Origin of the sequence: Actinophytocola xinjiangensis (assembly GCF_001921215.1) — a bacterium.
GTDB lineage: Bacteria > Actinomycetota > Actinomycetes > Mycobacteriales > Pseudonocardiaceae > Actinophytocola > Actinophytocola xinjiangensis.
Map to the genome: position 1 here is coordinate 19,748 of NZ_MSIF01000012.1, position 16,262 is coordinate 36,009.

Annotated in this window: 15 protein-coding genes; 10 read left to right on the plus strand and 5 right to left on the minus strand. The window is 71.6% G+C overall.

Features of this window, described 5'->3' with window-relative positions:
- Positions 1–1,401 carry a GH1 family beta-glucosidase gene (locus BLA60_RS23055; RefSeq protein ID WP_075135062.1) on the plus strand — a complete coding sequence of 467 codons (1,401 nt, stop codon included), beginning with the start codon at positions 1–3 and terminating at the stop codon, positions 1,399–1,401.
- Positions 1,402–2,116: 715 nt separating this feature from the next.
- Here the strand turns inward: BLA60_RS23055 and BLA60_RS23060 are convergent.
- From BLA60_RS23060 to BLA60_RS23070, 3 genes are all read right to left on the minus strand, one after another.
- The gene (locus BLA60_RS23060; RefSeq protein WP_075135063.1) at positions 2,117–2,527 is read right to left on the minus strand and encodes a Fur family transcriptional regulator; all 411 of its coding nucleotides are present in this window, start codon (positions 2,525–2,527) and stop codon (positions 2,117–2,119) included.
- Positions 2,527–2,964: an ArsR/SmtB family transcription factor gene (locus BLA60_RS44605; protein ID WP_084735221.1), complete on the minus strand. Its 438-nt coding sequence runs from the start codon at positions 2,962–2,964 to the stop codon at positions 2,527–2,529. The genes BLA60_RS23060 and BLA60_RS44605 overlap by 1 nt, the downstream gene beginning before the upstream one ends.
- A gap of 191 nt (positions 2,965–3,155) precedes the next feature.
- Complete coding sequence (locus tag BLA60_RS23070) at positions 3,156–3,368, minus strand: DUF6703 family protein (protein ID WP_245812101.1); 213 nt, start codon at positions 3,366–3,368, stop codon at positions 3,156–3,158.
- A 247-nt stretch (positions 3,369–3,615) separates the two neighbouring features.
- Here BLA60_RS23070 and BLA60_RS23075 point away from each other — a divergent pair, with 247 nt between their 5' ends.
- Positions 3,616–5,001 (plus strand): glycine--tRNA ligase, encoded by a 1,386-nt coding sequence (locus BLA60_RS23075; protein WP_075135065.1) that lies wholly within the window; start codon positions 3,616–3,618, stop codon positions 4,999–5,001.
- 774 nt (positions 5,002–5,775) lie between these two features.
- Entirely contained in the window at positions 5,776–7,047 is a 1,272-nt protein-coding gene (gene aspS, locus BLA60_RS23080) for an aspartate--tRNA(Asn) ligase (protein WP_075135066.1), read from the plus strand.
- A gap of 1 nt (position 7,048) precedes the next feature.
- Here aspS and BLA60_RS23085 read toward each other — a convergent pair whose 3' ends face one another.
- Positions 7,049–7,999, minus strand: coding sequence for a hypothetical protein (locus BLA60_RS23085; RefSeq protein ID WP_084735200.1), 951 nt, complete (start codon positions 7,997–7,999; stop codon positions 7,049–7,051).
- A 201-nt stretch (positions 8,000–8,200) separates the two neighbouring features.
- Here BLA60_RS23085 and BLA60_RS23090 point away from each other — a divergent pair, with 201 nt between their 5' ends.
- The 4 genes from BLA60_RS23090 (at position 8,201) to BLA60_RS23105 (ending at position 11,968) form a co-directional block, all read left to right on the plus strand.
- Positions 8,201–8,857 (plus strand): YdcF family protein, encoded by a 657-nt coding sequence (locus BLA60_RS23090; protein ID WP_075135067.1) that lies wholly within the window; start codon positions 8,201–8,203, stop codon positions 8,855–8,857.
- 9 nt (positions 8,858–8,866) lie between these two features.
- On the plus strand, positions 8,867–10,159 hold the full coding sequence (locus tag BLA60_RS23095) for a deoxyguanosinetriphosphate triphosphohydrolase (protein ID WP_075135068.1): 1,293 nt from the start codon (positions 8,867–8,869) through the stop codon (positions 10,157–10,159).
- 39 nt (positions 10,160–10,198) lie between these two features.
- The gene (locus BLA60_RS23100; RefSeq protein ID WP_075135069.1) at positions 10,199–11,305 is read left to right on the plus strand and encodes a serpin family protein; all 1,107 of its coding nucleotides are present in this window, start codon (positions 10,199–10,201) and stop codon (positions 11,303–11,305) included.
- A gap of 66 nt (positions 11,306–11,371) precedes the next feature.
- Positions 11,372–11,968 carry a carboxymuconolactone decarboxylase family protein gene (locus BLA60_RS23105; protein ID WP_075135070.1) on the plus strand — a complete coding sequence of 199 codons (597 nt, stop codon included), beginning with the start codon at positions 11,372–11,374 and terminating at the stop codon, positions 11,966–11,968.
- Here BLA60_RS23105 and BLA60_RS23110 read toward each other — a convergent pair.
- Positions 11,949–12,884 (minus strand): sigma-70 family RNA polymerase sigma factor, encoded by a 936-nt coding sequence (locus BLA60_RS23110; protein WP_075135245.1) that lies wholly within the window; start codon positions 12,882–12,884, stop codon positions 11,949–11,951. The genes BLA60_RS23105 and BLA60_RS23110 overlap by 20 nt on opposite strands.
- Positions 12,885–12,969: 85 nt before the next feature.
- Here BLA60_RS23110 and dnaG point away from each other — a divergent pair, with 85 nt between their 5' ends.
- From dnaG to BLA60_RS23125, 3 genes are read left to right on the plus strand one after another with little or no spacing between them, the layout of a single operon-like run.
- Positions 12,970–14,877 carry a DNA primase gene (gene dnaG / locus BLA60_RS23115; protein ID WP_075135071.1) on the plus strand — a complete coding sequence of 636 codons (1,908 nt, stop codon included), beginning with the start codon at positions 12,970–12,972 and terminating at the stop codon, positions 14,875–14,877.
- Positions 14,874–15,398, plus strand: a complete 525-nt coding sequence (locus tag BLA60_RS23120; RefSeq protein ID WP_245812102.1) for a hypothetical protein — start codon at positions 14,874–14,876, stop codon at positions 15,396–15,398. Before dnaG ends, BLA60_RS23120 begins: the two co-directional genes overlap by 4 nt.
- A 33-nt stretch (positions 15,399–15,431) precedes the next feature.
- On the plus strand, positions 15,432–16,196 hold the full coding sequence (locus BLA60_RS23125) for a trans-aconitate 2-methyltransferase (RefSeq protein ID WP_075135247.1): 765 nt from the start codon (positions 15,432–15,434) through the stop codon (positions 16,194–16,196).
- Positions 16,197–16,262: the final 66 nt, after the last annotated feature.

Sequence of the window (16,262 nt, forward strand, 5' to 3'; positions counted from 1 at the left end):
ATGTCAGTATTGCCGGAATCCGCACAGTCGGTGTCGCTGAGCTTTCCCACCGGTTTCGTGTGGGGAGCCGCGACCGCGTCGTTCCAGGTTGAGGGAGCGACCACTGTGGACGGACGGACGGACTCGATCTGGGACGAGTTCTGCCGCCGGCCGGGCGCCGTGGTCAACGGCGACACCGGTGATCCGGCCGCCGACCACTACCGGCGTTACGAGTCCGACATCGAGCTGATGTCCTCACTCGGCCTCGGTGCGTACCGGTTCTCGGTGGCCTGGCCGAGGGTGCGCCCGGACGCCGGCCCGGTGAACGAACCGGGCCTGGACTTCTACGACCGGCTGGTCGACGGGCTGCTCGAGGCCGGCATCGCGCCCTACGCCACGCTGTACCACTGGGACCTGCCGCAAACCCTCCAGGTCGAGGGCGGTTGGACGTCGCGGGAGACGCCTTACCGCTTCGCGGAGTACGCCGAGACCGTCGCCGAGCGCCTCGGTGACCGGGTGGCCGGCTGGATGACCCTGAACGAGCCGTGGTGCGCGGCGTTCCTCGGGTACGCGTCGGGCCGGCACGCGCCGGGCGTGACGTCGCCGACCGCCGCGGTCGCCGCCGTGCACCACCTGCTGCTCGGACACGGACTGGCGATGGAACGGATCCGGGCGGCGTCGGCCGCTCCGGCCGGGATCACGCTGAACCTGTTCCCGGTGCACCCGGAAACCGACTCCAAGGCCGACGCGGAGACCGCCCGCCGGGTCGACGGCCTGCAGAACCGCGTGTTCCTGGACCCGATCCTGCGAGGGGAGTACCCGGCCGACGTCCTGGCCGACCTGACCCCCTACGGCCTGCCCGACCTGATCAAGGACGGCGACCTGGCGGTCATCGGCGCCCCGGTGGACCTGCTGGGGGTGAACTACTACCGCGCCCTGCTCGTCGGCTCGCCGACCGACCCGGACGCCGCCGGCGAACCGACCGAGTGGATCGGCGCCGAGGGCGCGCGGTTCCTCGACAGCGGGCACCCGCGCACCGAGATGGGCTGGGAGGTCCAGCCGGAGGGGCTGGCGGAGCTGCTGGTGGACCTGCACCGCGAGTTCCCGAACCTGCCGCTGTACGTGACCGAGAACGGGGCCGCGTACCCCGACGAGCTGTCCGAGTCCGGCAAGGTCGTCGACCACGACCGGATCGCGTTCCTGGACGGGCACCTCCGCGCGTCCCTGTCCGCGATCGAACAGGGGGTGGACCTGCGCGGTTACTTCTACTGGTCGCTGCTGGACAACCTGGAGTGGGCCGAGGGCTACGCCAAGCGCTTCGGCCTGGTCCACGTCGACTTCCAGACCCAGCAGCGCACGCCGAAGGAGAGCGCCCGCTGGTACGCCGACGTGATCGCGCGCAACGGGCTGCCCGCGGAGTAATCCGCCGGGGGTGGGAGGGCGCCCGGGTCGTGACCGCACCCACGGCCCGGGCGCCCTCAGTTTCGTGTGTGCCGGCGACGGTTTCGGGCGGGCAGCGGGATCACCACGTCATCGGGGCCGGCGTCCGTGACGCGCGGAAAGTACGACCCGATGGCCGGCTGGGAGACCGGACCGCTCGGTCATCTGCGTCATCGCCGTAGCCCGGCAGGCGCGCGCCCGACACCACAGCCTTCGGCGGTGAGGATCAGGCGCGCTTCTCGCGGTCGGCGTGTTCCGACGTCCCGGCACGCAGATCGGCGGGGTGCCAGCCGATCTCGTCCCACTGGCGGCGGTAGTAGCGGCTCGACCCGTACACCCGGGCGAGCTGGTCGCGCAGGGCCGCGAGCTCCGGTTGGCTTGCAGTGTGTGGGCCGCCGCGGAGAAGCAGGCTGTGACGGTAGGTGGGAGGCAGAGGCGCCCGGAGTTGGGCGGACGTGGGCAGGCTCTGGCGGTCAGCGAAGAACCCGGGTTCGGCGGCGGTACGAGGGCCGCTGGTTGTGGCGGTTGGTGAGGGTTTGGTGGCGGTGGGTGGGCGGTGGGGAGCCGGCTGTGCGGTCGGTCAGGAAGTCCGGGTCCGCCGGCGTTGGGAGGCGGTGTCGGGTTGCGGGGGAGGGCCGGCTGTGACCGTTGGTGGGGAGGCGGGGTCTGGTCGTGGGGCGGTGTCACCGCCCCGTTGTCAGGTGAGGCAGTGGCCGCAGGTGCCGAAGACCTCGACGGTGTGGCTCACCTGGGAGAAGCCGTTCTCGGCGGCGACCTTCTCCGCCCACTTCTCGACGGCGGGGCCCTCGACCTCGACGGTGCGGCCGCAGGCGCGGCAGACGAGGTGGTGATGGTGGTGGCGCGAACAGCGGCGGTAGACCGCCTCACCGCTGTCGATGCGCAGGACGTCGATCTCGCCGGCGTCGGCCAGGGACTGCAGGGTGCGGTAGACCGTGGTCAGGCCGATGCCCTCGCCCCGGGTGCGGAGCTCCTCGTGGAGCTCCTGGGCCGAGCGGAAGTCGTCGAGCTGGTCCAGGAGGCTCGCTACGGCGGCCCGCTGCTTGGTCGAACGCCGGCCCGGCACGGTCGGCGCGGAACGCTCGCTCATCAACTTCCCTCCTCCACGTGTGCGACAGCATCCACCACGATGTGCGCCAGGTGCTCGTCCACCAGGCTGTAGACCACCTCGCGGCCATGTCGCTCACCGCGTACCACGCCGGCTGACTTCAACACCCGCAGATGCTGGCTGATCAGCGGCTGGGCCACCCCGAGGGCCTCGACCAGCTCGTGGACGCACCGGTCGTGCCGGTGCAGTTCCAACACGATCGCGATCCGTACCGGGGCGGCCAGGGCGCGCAACAGGTCACCGGCCGCCGACATGACCGCGTTCGGGCGAGTATCACCCGCGTCGACCGGGGAACGCTCGGACGAGTGCTCGATCGGGTGATCCTCGTCGGTGCGGTCGGTGCGGTCGGTGCGGGTGAGCGGGTCGGGAGAGGACGGGGTCGTTCCCGGGTTCTCGCCAGCGAGGTGACTGTGAGCCATGGCGCCGCCACGTTTGGTGGTGGCGGGACGACCGTCGCGGGGGAGCGTTACGCGGCGGCCGCCGGAGGTGTGACCGGCTGGCTGCTCGTCCGGCTGCGGGGTCGTCCGCGCGACGGCGTCCGAGGTCACGACGCACATCCTCCCGATAGTGGTTACCGTGTTCAACATCCTACGGCGTGTGGATGTTCCGCCTAGAGAACCGAGATCGCGATCGCCACCAGCACCCCGAGCACCAGCACGCGACCCGTCCGCTGGGACGGCGACAGCACGCCCCACGTCGCGCTGAGCAGGACCGCGACACCCGCCGCGAGCGCCCCCAGCAGTAGCGCCCCGGTCATCCCGCGCACCAGCACACCGATGACGAACACCGCGGCCACGACCAGGAACGCCACGATCGGGGCCACTCTCGCGAGCGGTCCGTCGCCAGGAAGCAGCCTGGCCTTCATTGATCGCTTGCCGCGCACCCGTCCTCCTTCCGGACGTATCAGCTACACCTAGTAACGGAAACGTGGTGGTAATCGACTCTAATCTGTCACTCGTTCGTGGAACCTGCGGTGGGGATACGCTTTGGCGGCTGTGCCCCGCTGAGGGCCCGTCGAATGCCCCTATTGAACGCCCTGGCCCCGAGCGCACAGCAGTTGGAGTGCCACCATGCCCGCCGATCGCGTCGAGACCGTCGTCAACCTCTGCAAGCGCCGGGGCTTCGTCTACCCCTGCGGCGAGATCTACGGCGGCACCCGCTCGGCCTGGGACTACGGGCCGCTCGGGGTGGAGCTCAAGGACAACATCAAGCGCGAGTGGTGGCGCACGATGGTGCACCGTCGCGAGGACGTCGTCGGGCTCGACTCGTCGGTGATCCTGCCCAAGCAGGTGTGGGTGGCCTCCGGGCACGTCACGGCCTTTCACGACCCGCTGGTGGAATGCACCTCCTGCCACCGCCGGTTCCGGGCCGACCAACTCGCCGAGGAGTACGTCGCCCGCGAGGGCAAACCGGCCGCCGAGGACAACCTGGTCGACGTGCCGTGCCCGAACTGCGGGGTGCGCGGCCAGTACACCCCGCCGCGCGAGTTCAACATGATGCTCAAGACCCACCTCGGACCGGTCGAGTCCGAGGAGGGCATGCACTACCTGCGCCCGGAGACCGCGCAGGGGATCTTCGTGAACTTCCTCAACGTGCTGACCACCGCGCGGCGCAAGCCGCCGTTCGGCATCGGGCAGATCGGCAAGTCGTTCCGCAACGAGATCACCCCCGGCAACTTCGTCTTCCGCACCCGCGAGTTCGAGCAGATGGAGATGGAGTTCTTCGTCGAACCGGGCACCGACGAGGAATGGCACCAGTACTGGATCGACGAGCGGCTGCGCTGGTACACCGACCTGGGCATCCGCCGGGAGAACCTGCGCCTCTACGAACACCCCGCCGAGAAGCTCGCGCACTACGCGAAGCGCACCGTCGACATCGAGTACCGGTTCGAGTTCGGCGGCCTGGAGTGGGGCGAGCTGGAGGGCGTCGCCAACCGCACGGACTTCGACCTCACCACGCACACCAACCACTCCGGGGTCGACCTGTCCTACTTCGACCAGGCCACCAGCTCCCGCTACCGGCCGTTCGTGATCGAACCCGCCGCCGGTGTCGGCCGCCCCCTGATGGCCTTCCTGCTCGACGCCTACCGCGAGGACGAGGCGCCCAACGCCAAGGGCGGGGTGGACAAGCGGGCCGTGCTGAGCCTGGACCGCCGGCTCGCGCCGGTGAAGGTCGCGGTGCTCCCGCTGTCGCGCAACCCCGACCTGACCCCGAAGGCCCGCGACGTCGCGGCCGCCCTGCGCCGCCACTGGAACGTCGACTTCGACGACGCCGGCGCCATCGGCCGGCGCTACCGGCGCCAGGACGAGATCGGCACCCCGTTCTGCGTGACCGTCGACTTCGACTCCCTCAACGACCAGGCGGTCACCGTGCGGGAGCGCGACTCGATGGCCCAGCAACGCGTCTCGATGGACAAGCTCGAGAACTACCTCGGCGGTCAGCTGATCGGCTGCTGAGAGGCTCTTCCCGGCGGACGCCTCGCTCCAGCGGTGAAGGTCGAGTCCGGAGCCGAGGGCCCCGGCGGATCGAGTGGTGGCCGGTGGGATGGCCGTGGCGGGGACGGGCTTGCCGTGCTGGTCGTCGACGTGGGGTGAGGTACTGCCGGCGAGCAACCCGGCTGAACCGGAGGAGAGCCGGTTGTGGCGGTGGTGAGCCGCTGGTCGGCAGCCGCTCGGGCGGTCTGTTGTCGCCGTTGTTCGGGGTCGTGGTGTTCCGGCGGGGCAGCGCTGGGTGCGTCGGGTGGTGCCGGACGAGGTAAGCGGCCGGGCTGTTGGTGGGACCGGCGTGGATGTGTCCGCGATCCAGTTCCGGTGGGCCGTGCCGTCGGCGGCGATGGTGCCGCGCGGGTGTCGCGTCGGAACTGGTGTGTGGGCGGGAGACGGCTGGGTGGTGGGCCGGTGGTGTCGGAGGCCGGGGCCGAAAATTCGGTGCGGTGTTGTGGCCGGCGGTTCTACCCTCCTCGGCAACGCGTTGACGGAGACGAGTAGCGCGGGGAGAACGCGAGTCGGAGAGAGCCGCCGGTGCTGGGATGGTGGCCTCGCGCCCCACGTGAAGACACTCCTGAGTGCGGGGAGGAACGGCAGACGCCTCATGCCCCGCCGGGTGACCCCCGTTGTCGGGTCCTGTTGAGGCCGCTGGCTTCCCGCCGGTGGTGAAAGTGCGGTGGCACCGCGAGTTCCCTTCTCGCCCGCACTCCCAAGGGATCGCGCACGAATCCACCAGGGAGTGTGATGATCTCTCGAGTTCTGGCCGCTGACGTGGGTCGACACGTCGGTGAGCGAATTCGGATCGCCGGCTGGGTCCACCGCCGGCGTGAACTGAAATCCGTGACGTTCGTTCTCGTTCGGGATCGGACGGGGATTGTTCAGGTTGTCGGGGTGGGGAACCTGCCCGACGGGGTGACTGAGGAGACGCCCGTCGAGGTGGTGGGGTCTGTTGTGGACAGTTCGAGGGCACCTGGCGGGTGTGAGGTCGTCGACGCGGAGTTCACCCTGCTGTCCGAGCGGGCCGTGCCCGGTCCGTTCGACCTGTACCGGCCCACCGTCACGGCCACGCTGCCCACGGTGTTGGACAACGCCTCCGTCGCCCTGCGGCACCCGCTGTTGCGGGCGCGGTTCGAGGTCGCCTCGGCCAGCGTCGCCGGGTTTCGGTCGGTGCTCGACGGGCTGGGGTTCGTGGAGACCCACACGCCGAAGATCGTGTCCTCGGCCACCGAGTCGGGGGCCACCGTGTTCGGGATCGACTACTTCGGGCGGCGGGCCTACCTCGCCCAGTCGCCGCAGTTCTACAAGCAGGCGCTGGTCGGGGTGTTCGAGCGGGTGTACGAGGTCGGGCCGGTGTTCCGCGCCGAACCCCACGACACCGCCCGCCACCTCGCCCAGTACACCAGCCTGGACGCCGAACTCGGCTTCGTCACCGACCACCGGGACGTGATGGAGGTACTGCGGGAGGTCGTGGCCGGGATGGCCGGTGCGGCCGCGCGGCTCGTGCCCGACGCCGTTCCGATGGTGCCGGAACGGATACCGGAGATTCACTTCCAGGACGCGCAGGAATGGCTCGCGCGCGAGACCGACGACGACCCGCGCGGCGAACCGGACCTCGCGCCGGCGCACGAGCGGGCGCTGGCGGACTGGGCCTGGCGCACCCACGGCTCCGAGTTCCTGTTCGTCACCGGGTACCCGATGGCCAAACGGCCCTTCTACACCCACCCGGACCCGGAGCGGCCCGGCTACTCCAACAGTTTCGACCTGCTGTTCCGCGGCGTGGAGCTGGTGACCGGCGGGCAGCGGCTGCACCGCCACGGCGACTACCTCGCCGCGCTGCGCGACAGCGGCGCCGACCCCGGGACCTACCGGGACTACCTCGACGTGTTCTCCCATGGAATGCCTCCTCATGGCGGGTTCGCGTTGGGACTCGAACGGTGGACCGCGCGGCTGCTCGGGCTGGGCAACGTCCGCTGGGCGGCGTTGTTCCCCCGGGACCTGCACCGGCTCACGCCCTGAGTCAGGCCGCGGCCGGGACCGCCGGACCGGGCTCGGTCAGGGACCGCCGGTAGGCGTCGCGGAGCAGTTCCACGACCCTGGCCGGCTCGTCCCGCAACTGGGTCGGCGGGGTGTGGATCACCAGGATGCCGGCGGCGGCGAGTCTGTTCGCCGCCGCCAGCGCCGCGTTGACCTGCACCGGTGACGGGTCGAACGAGTAGGACGTGATCTCCCAGGCGAGGTTGGCCTCCTCCCACCACGCGTCCGGGGTCGCCAGGTAGCCGCCGGCCGGGCCGGAGACCGGGCTGCGCCACCGGGGCGCCGGCAGTCCGGCCTTGACGAGCAGCCGGCGCGCCCAGCCGGTGATCAACGCGCTGGCGCCGTCGTCGATCTCGGCGAGGATGCGGTGCGGCAGGGCGGTTCCCCTGGTTCCGGTGCGGACCAGTTCGACGCGCAGGGCGGCGGGGGAGACCCGGCCATGGCGGATCGCCTCGGACAGCAGGGCGCGGACGTGTTCGGCCGACGTGGCCCGCCGGCAGGTGTCGACGGTGGCCCTGGCCAGCGGCGCCACCGGGAAACCCGATCTGAGCTGGGGGACCGGCAGCGTGTGGCTGCGTTCGAAGAAGACACCGTCGACCAGGCGGGAATGTCGGCGCGGCGGCATCAGCACATGGACCGGGCCGTCGAGACCGGCTGCCCTGAGGCCATGACAGGTGAGGGCGTCGACACCGGTCAGGATCGCGTCCTCGCCGGCGGCGGTGAGCGCGGCCTGGACGCGTTGGGCGCGGGTGGGCGGATCACCGGCGAGCAGCACCAGGCCGGATCGCAGGTGGCGCCACGGGCCGTCGTCGCTACATCGTTCGGCGATCTCCCTGCCGGACAGGCCGAGGGCGATCAGGTCGGTGGCCGCGGCCACGCGGTGGCGGAACAGGGCGGGCAGGGCGTCGAGGTCGAGCAGTGCGCGGTTCGTCATGCGGCCAAGCAAACCCCGCCCGGGGGGACCGTGGTGGCGGTCAAGATCAAACTGTGGACAACCGGTCCGGCTGTGGACAGCCGGGCTTCCACCGGGGGAGAAGAACGAGGATTGTCGGTGGTGGGCGGTAGTGTTCGAGGTTTGCGCCCCGGCCGGCAACCGTCACCCGCTGAATCTGGAAGGATCGGTCCGGTGACCCCCATGGACCCCCGGCCGAGACCGGCGTTCCGGTTCGTGCGCCGCCTGCTGGTCGGCATCGTGCTCATCGGCGCGCTGGTCGTCGGGGGCACCAGTTTCCGGGTGTGGCAGGTCGCCAGGGTCGACGACCAGACCTCGGCCGACGTCGTCATCGTGCTCGGCGCCGCGCAGTACGACGGCCGCCCCTCCAAGGTCCTGGAGGCCCGCCTGCGCAAGGCCCGCAACCTCTACGAACAGGGCGTCGCCAAACACATCGTGACCACCGGCGGGCGCCAGCCCGGCGACGAGTACACCGAGGCCGAGGCCGGCGTGATCTGGCTGACCGGCCAGGGCGTCCCGGAGGACGCGGTGATCGGCGTCGGCACCGGCCGGGACACCCTCGGCAGCATGCGCGCCGCGGCCGAGGAGGCCGCCGACCAGGGCTGGCGCACCGCGGTGATCGTCAGCGACCCGTGGCACTCGCTGCGTGCCCGCACCATGGCCGACGACCTGGGCCTGGAGGCGCGGACCTCACCCACCCACAGCGGACCCATCGTCCAGACCAGGGCCACCCAGATCCGCTACATCCTGCGCGAGACCGCCGCCCTGCTGTACTACCGAGCCACCCGCGCCCCCGCCGACTGGATCGGCATCACCGAAGATGTCGCCGTCGACAAGTAGCCTCCGGCCATGCCTCCCGGACACGCGCCGACCCCCGGCTACACCGAGCACGACGCGGCGCGCCTGTCCGGCGAACAGGACAAGAGCGCGATCCTGCCCGACTCCCCGCCGGCCCGCCGCGGCCCGTTCGCCCGCGACCGCGCCCGGGTGCTGCACTCGGCCGCGCTGCGCCGACTGGCCGGCAAGACGCAGGTCGTCGGCCCGGGGGAGGGCACCGAGGTCGGCGGGGTGCCCAGGACCAGGCTGACCCACTCGCTGGAGGTCGCCCAGATCGGCCGGGACATCGCCGAGGAACTCGGCGCCGACCCCGACGTCGTCGACACCGCCGGGCTCGCGCACGACATCGGCCACCCGCCCTTCGGGCACAACGGCGAACGCGCGCTGGACATCGTCGCCCAGCGCTGCGGCGGGTTCGAGGGCAACGCGCAGACCCTGCGGATCCTCACCCGCCTGGAGCCCAAGGTGCTCGGCGAGCGGGAGCACGGCCTGAACCTGACCCGCGCCTGCCTCGACGCGACCGCCAAGTACCCGTGGCCGCGTACCGCCGGCACCACCAAGTTCGGGGTCTACGCCGACGACCTCGCCGTGTTCGAGTGGGTCCGCGACGGCGCCCCGCCCCGGCGGCGCTGCCTGGAGGCGCAGGTCATGGACTGGGCCGACGACGTGGCCTACTCGGTACACGACGTGGAGGACGGGGTGCGCTCCGGGCGGATCTCCTTCCCCGCGCTCACCCAGCCCGAGGAGCGCACCGTGGTCGCCCACCTCGCCGCCAAGCACTTCAGCGCCGAGCCGCTGTCCGGGCTGGAGGACGTCGCCGCCGACCTGCTGCGGCTGCCGGCCGTGGCCGCGCTCACCGGCGCCGACTACGACGACTCGCTCGGCGCCCAGGTCGCCCTCAAACGCCTCACCAGCGAACTCGTCGGCCGGTTCGTCGCCGCCGCGGTCACCGCCACCCGCCGCGACCACGGCGACGGCCCGCTGACCCGGTACGCCGCCGACCTGGTCGTGCCGGCCAGGGTCGCCGCCGAGGTCGCGCTGCTCAAGGCCGTCGCGCTGCGCTACGTGATGAGCGACCCCAGCCGCCTCGCGCTCCAGGCCATCCAGCGCGAGTGGCTGGAGTCCCTGGTGGACGCGCTGGCGGCGCGGGGGGCCGCCGCGCTGGAGCCGGCGTTCGTGCCGGCCTGGGAGGCCGCCGGGGACGACGCCGCCCGCCTGCGGGTGGTGATCGACCAGGTCGCGGAGCTGACCGACGCCCAGGCCGTGCGCTGGCACCGCGTGCACGTCCTCGACCGGTCCCTGTGACGTGACACACTCGTGGCACGGCCGACCAGAGGAGAGCCCGTGACGGACCGCGCCCAGCTCGCGTTCGCCCTCGCACTGCACCGTGCCACCGCCCCCGACCCGGCGCGGACCGTGTGCTGGTCGCCGTTCTCGGTGGCCAGCGCGCTCGGGCTGGTCGCCCAGGGAGCGCACGGGCCCACTCGCGACGAGTTGGCGACCCTGCTGGCGGGGGACGCGACCGCCGACCTGGGCGCGCTGGGCAAGCAGCTGGCCAGGGCCGGTGAGCTGGACGCCGTCCGGGGCGACGAGGACGAGCCGGTGGTCGCGGTCGCCAACACGCTGTGGACCGACGAGTCGGTCGAGGTGCTGGACTCCTTCGCCGAGGAGCTGGCCAGGTGGTCCAGCGGCCGGGTCCGCGAGGCGCCGCTGCGCACCGAGCCGGCCTCGGCCCGTGACCTGATCAACCTGGACGTCGCCCGGACCACCCGGGACCTGATCCCCGAGTTGCTCCCGGCCGACGCGATCACCGCCGAGACGGTGTCCGCCCTGGTCAACGCCCTCTACCTGAAGTGTGCCTGGCGTAACCGGTTCACCGAGGGGGCGACCGAGCCGCGCCCGTTCCACGCCGTGTCGGGTACCCGCCCGGTGCCGACGATGACCCTGTCCGAGCGGATCGGGCACGCCGTCGTCGACGGCTGGCAGGTGGCGACGTTGCGGGCGGTCGGCGGGGTCGAGGCGGTGGTGCTGCTGCCCGACGGCGATCTCGCCGAGGCCGAGGCGGCGCTGGACGCCGACACGCTGGCCGAACTGCTCGACGCGCCGTCCCCGACCCAGGTCGACCTTGCCCTGCCGAAGCTGGCGGTGACCACCAGGACCGAGCTGACCGGCGCCCTGGAGCGGCTCGGGGTGCGCACCGTGTTCACCAGGGCCGCCGACCTGAGCGGGATCAGCTCCTCGCCGCTGGCGGTGGAGTCGGTGTTGCACGAGTCGGTGCTGCGGATCGACGAGCAGGGTCTGGAGGGCGCGGCCGCGACGGCGGTGATGATGCGCCTGGTGTCCATGCCGACCAGGGTCGAGCGGATGACGGTGGACCGGCCGTTCCTGCTGCTCGTGCGGCACGCGGCGACCGGTGTCCTGTACTTCATGGCGCGGGTCACCGAGCCCTGATCGTTTCGGCTGTCACGTTCCGGTGGTAGCGCCCGTCCTCAGGTCAACACCCACGAGGAGGACGAGATGCCGAGGATCCCGGGGATTCCGACCAAGGAAGCGGGCCTGCTGCTGCGGGCGTTCTACGTGTTCGCGCGCCGCCGGTTCGGCGCGGTGCCCGAGCCGTTCAGCGTGCTGGCCCACCACCAGAAGCTCATGATCGCCGCCGGTCGCCACGAGATGGCCGCCGAGAAGGCCAGCAAGGTCCTGCCGGCCAACATCCGCGAGATCGCGGTGTACCGGGTCGCGACCCGGCTCGGGTGCAGCTGGTGCGTGGACTTCGGCACCATGCTGCAGAAGCACGAGGGCCTGGACATCGAGCGGCTCAAGCACATCGACGACTACCAGAACTCCGAGGCCTACAGCACCCAGGAGCGGCTGGCGATCGCGTTCGCCGACGCGATGACCGACACGCCGATCAGCGTGACCGACGAGCAGGTCGAGCGGCTGCGGCGGGAGTTCGGTGACAAGGGCGTGCTCGAGCTCACCTACCAGGTGGGCCTGGAGAACATGCGGGCCAGGAGCTACCTCGCGCTGGACATCCGCGACCAGGGCTTCACCTCGGGTGACGCCTGCCTGATCCCGGTGCCGGCCGACGCGGCCCTCACACGTCCAGGTGCCTGAGCTTGTCAGGGTTGACGATGTCGTAGACGTTGGTGACCTTGCCGTCGCGCACGGCGAAGGTGGTGACCCGCCGGCTGAGCTCGTGGTAGTCGCCCTCGGCCGGCAGTTCGGGGATCGCCATCCCGAGGTCGCCGTTGACCAGGACCAGTTCGCCGGCCAGCAGTCGGTGCTCGCCGTACATCCTGACCAGGCCGTACAGGAAGCGGCTGATCTTGTCGGCGCCGTGCATGGGCCGGCGGCTGGTGCGGGCCTTGCCGTCGCTGTCGCCGACGAGTACGGCGTCGGGGTGCAGCAGGCGGACCACGGCCGGCAGGTCGCCGCCGGTGATCGCGGTCAGTAGCTGCTCGATGATGACGCGTTGTTCGTCGAGGGCGGCGCGTGGCGGCGGGTCGGCGTCGGCGGCGGCCCGCCGGCCCCGGGAGGCGTGCTGGCGGGCGGTGGCCTGGGCGCAGCCGAGGATCTCGCCGATCTCGGCGAACGGCACGTCGAACGCGTCGTGCAGGACGAAGGCGACGCGCTGCTCGGGGGTGAGCCGGTCGAGCACGACCATCGCCGCGAGCCGCACGTCGTCGGTGCGGACGACGGTCTCGAGCGGGTCGTCGCTTCGGGGGGCACCCAGTGGGGTGACGATCGGCTCGGGCAGCCACTCACCGACGTAGCGTTCCCGCTGGACGGCGGAGGATCGCAGACGGTCGAGGCAGAGGCGTCCCACGACGGTGGTCAGCCAGGCCCGGAGGTTGCGGATCTGCGAGCGCTGCTCATCGTCCAATCCGGACAGTCGTAGCCATGCCTCCTGCACCGCGTCCTCGGCGTCGGTGAGCCTGCCGGTCAACCGGTACCCCACCCCGACGAGGTGGGAGCGGTGTGCGGCGAACTCCTCGGCGAGCACGGCGAGGACGTCGTCCCTGACGGTCACCACGCCATGGTATGACCAATCGGGGGAGTGCCGGTGGGTGCGACCTGTCCGACCCCGCCCGGGTGGCCCGCCTAGACTCGGGCGCATGGCGGGGCGGATCCGGGAGAGCGACATCGCGCAGGTGCGCGATCGGAACCGAATCGACGACGTGGTCGGTGAGTACGTGTCCCTGCGGCGCGCCGGCGGCGGCGCGCTCAAAGGCCTGTGCCCGTTCCACGACGAGAAGACGCCCTCGTTCAACGTGCGGGCCACGCACGGCACGTTCCACTGCTTCGGCTGTGGCGAGGGCGGCGACGTCATCGCGTTCCTGATGAAGATCGACCACCTGAGTTTCGTGGAGTCGGTCGAGCGGCTCGCCGAGCGCAGCGGCATCACGCTGACCTACGAGGGCGGCACGCCCACCCGCCAGCGGGATCGGGGCGCGCGGACCCGGCTGGTCGACGCGCACCGGGCGGCGGCGGAGTTCTACGCCGAGCAGCTGCGTTCGCCGGAGGCGGTCAAGGCGCGCGAGTTCCTCGCCGAGCGGGGGTTCGACCAGGCCGCGGCGGCGACCTTCGGCTGCGGGTACGCCCCGGCCGGCTGGGACAAGCTGACCAAACACCTGCTAGGCCGGGGTTTCGACCTGGACGACCTGTACAAGGCGCAGTTGGCCAAGGAGGGCCGGCAGGGGCCGATCGACCGGTTCCACCGGCGGTTGCTGTGGCCGATCAGGGATCTGGGCGGCGATGTCGTGGGGTTCGGCGCGCGCCGGCTGTTCGACGACGACCAGATCCAGGCGAAGTACCTCAACACCAGCGAGAGCCAGATCTACAAGAAGTCCCAGGTGCTGTTCGGGCTGGACCTGGCCAAGCGGGAGATCGCGCGCCGCCACCAGGTGGTGGTGGTGGAGGGCTACACCGACGTGATGGCGATGCACGCCTCGGGTGTGCTGACGGCGGTGGCCTCCTGCGGCACGGCCTTCGGCGCCGACCACATCACGGTGCTGCGCCGCCTGCTGATCGACGACGACGCCTTCCGGGGCGAGGTCATCTTCACCTTCGACGGTGACGAGGCGGGGCGCAAGGCCGCGCTCAAGGCGTTCGACGACGACCAGAAGTTCGCGGCGCAGACGTTCATCGCGGTGGCGCCGGACGGGCTGGACCCGTGTGAGCTGCGTCAGGCCAAGGGCGAGGTGGCGGTGCGTGACCTGGTGGCCCGCCGCCAGCCGCTGTTCGCCTTCGCCATCCGTGCGCAGCTGGCGGAGCACAACCTGGACCACGCCGAGGGCCGGGTGGACGCGTTGCGTCGCACGGTGCCGATGGTGGCCAGGATCAAGGACTCCTCGCTGCGTGACGAGTACGCCCGTCAGCTGGCTTTCTGGGTCGGCTGGGAGGACACGGCGACGGTGGTGCGCCGGGTGCGGGAGAGCGCGGGCGGCGCACCGGCCCCGGCCAGGAGGGGGCGGCCGCAGCCGACCGATCCGGGTCAGGGCGCGCTGGCGGTGGACGTGGACGGGCCGGCGCGTCCGCCGCGCAACGACCCCGGGTTGTGGGTGCAGCGGGAGGCGCTGAAGGCGGCGTTGCAGGCACCGGAGTTGGCCGGGCCGTACTACGACAGTTCGGTGCCGCGGGAGGCGTTCACCCATCCCGCGTACCGGGAGCTGTACGAGGCGTTGCTGGCGGTGGGTGGGACGTCGTCGGGGTTGTCCGGGCCGGCGTTGGTGGACGCGGCGAGCCAGGCGTGTTCGCACCAGGTGGTGCGGTCGCTGGTCACCGAGTTGGCGGTGGAACCGTTGCAGCGCCGGGCGGAGCCGGACGCGCGGTTCGTCGGCACGTTGATCGCGAAGTTGCAGGAGTCGGTGGTGGCCAACCAGATCGCCGAGCTGAAGTCGCGGTTGCAGCGGCTCTCGCCGGTCGACGACGCGGAGGACTACCGGACGTTGTTCGGTGACCTGGTGGCGTTGGAGCAGTACCGCAAGGCGCTCGGTGAGCAGGCGGCGGGGGTGATGTCATGACCGGGATGTTCCGCAGGTTCTTCGGTGGTGGGGTGCCCGCCGAGCTGGACGGGGTGTTGGCGTCCGAGGAGCACGTGGTGGCCACGGCGGGGTTGCGTCCCTCGGGGTTCCTGTACGCGTCCTCGTTGGGGTTGTGGGTGCCGGCGCAGGAGGGGCAGCGGCGGGTCGGCTGGCATCTGATCAGCAAGGTGACCTGGGGCAACGGGGTGCTTGAGGTGGTTGAGGCGCGGGAGTCGGGTACGGCCGGTGATGCGGTGTTGCTGGCCGACGAGCGCCCGGTCCGCTACCAGCTGGAGCGGCCGAACAAGCTGCCGGACGTGGTCCACAACCGGGTGAACGGGTCGATCCGCTCGCGGCATCGCCGGGATCTGCCGGGGGGCGGGGTGTGGTTCGTGCAGCGCAAGGTGCCGGGCCGGGACGGGATCGTGTTGCAGGTGCGGCCGGATCCGGGTTCGGACGAGGAGGCGGTGCGCCGGGTGGCGGCCGAGGTGGCCGCGAAGATCCGTGAGGCACTACAGTAAACAGTACGTTTGTACGGTTTGCTGGAGGTCGACATGTGGGACCCCGGGAAGTACCTGGCCTTCGCCGACCACCGCTCGCGGCCGTTCTTCGACCTGGTCGCCAGGGTCGGGGCGAGCGAACCGCGCCGGGTGGTCGACCTGGGCTGCGGGCCAGGCAACCTGACCGAGTCACTGGTCGCGCGCTGGCCGGACGCGGTGGTCGACGCGGTGGACTCCTCACCGGAGATGGTGGCGGCGGCGCGGGAACGCGGGCTGGCCGCCGAGGTCGCCGACGTGCGCGGCTGGACGCCGCCGCCGGACACCGACGTCGTGGTGTCCAACGCGGTCCTGCAGTGGGTGCCAGGGCACGAGACGCTGCTGACGCGCTGGGTCGGGCAACTGCCGGCCGGGGCCTGGCTGGCCTTCCAGGTTCCCGGCAACTTCGCCGCGCCCTCACACGCCGAGATCCGCGCGCTGGTGGCCACCGAGACGTGGCGTGACCGGCTCGAACCCGTGGTGCTGCGCGAGGAGGACGCGGTGCTCGACCCGCAGGGCTACGCCGCGCTGCTCGCCGACCTCGGCTGCGAGGTCGACGCCTGGGAGACCATCTACCTGCAGCGGCTCACCGGCGCCGACCCGGTCCTGGAGTGGATCGCCGGCACCGCGCTGCGTCCGGTCCGCGCCGCCCTCGACGACCAGGCCTGGCGGGAGTTCCGCGACCAGCTGGCTCCCCGGCTGCGTGCCCACTACCCGACCCGCGCCGACGGCACGACCTGGTTCCCGTTCCGCCGGGTCTTCGCCGTCGCCCGGGTGCCCTGACCGCGGAAAGGGCACGGAAAGGGCGCGGCGCCGCCACCCCCCGAGTGACGGCGCCGCGGGCGAGGT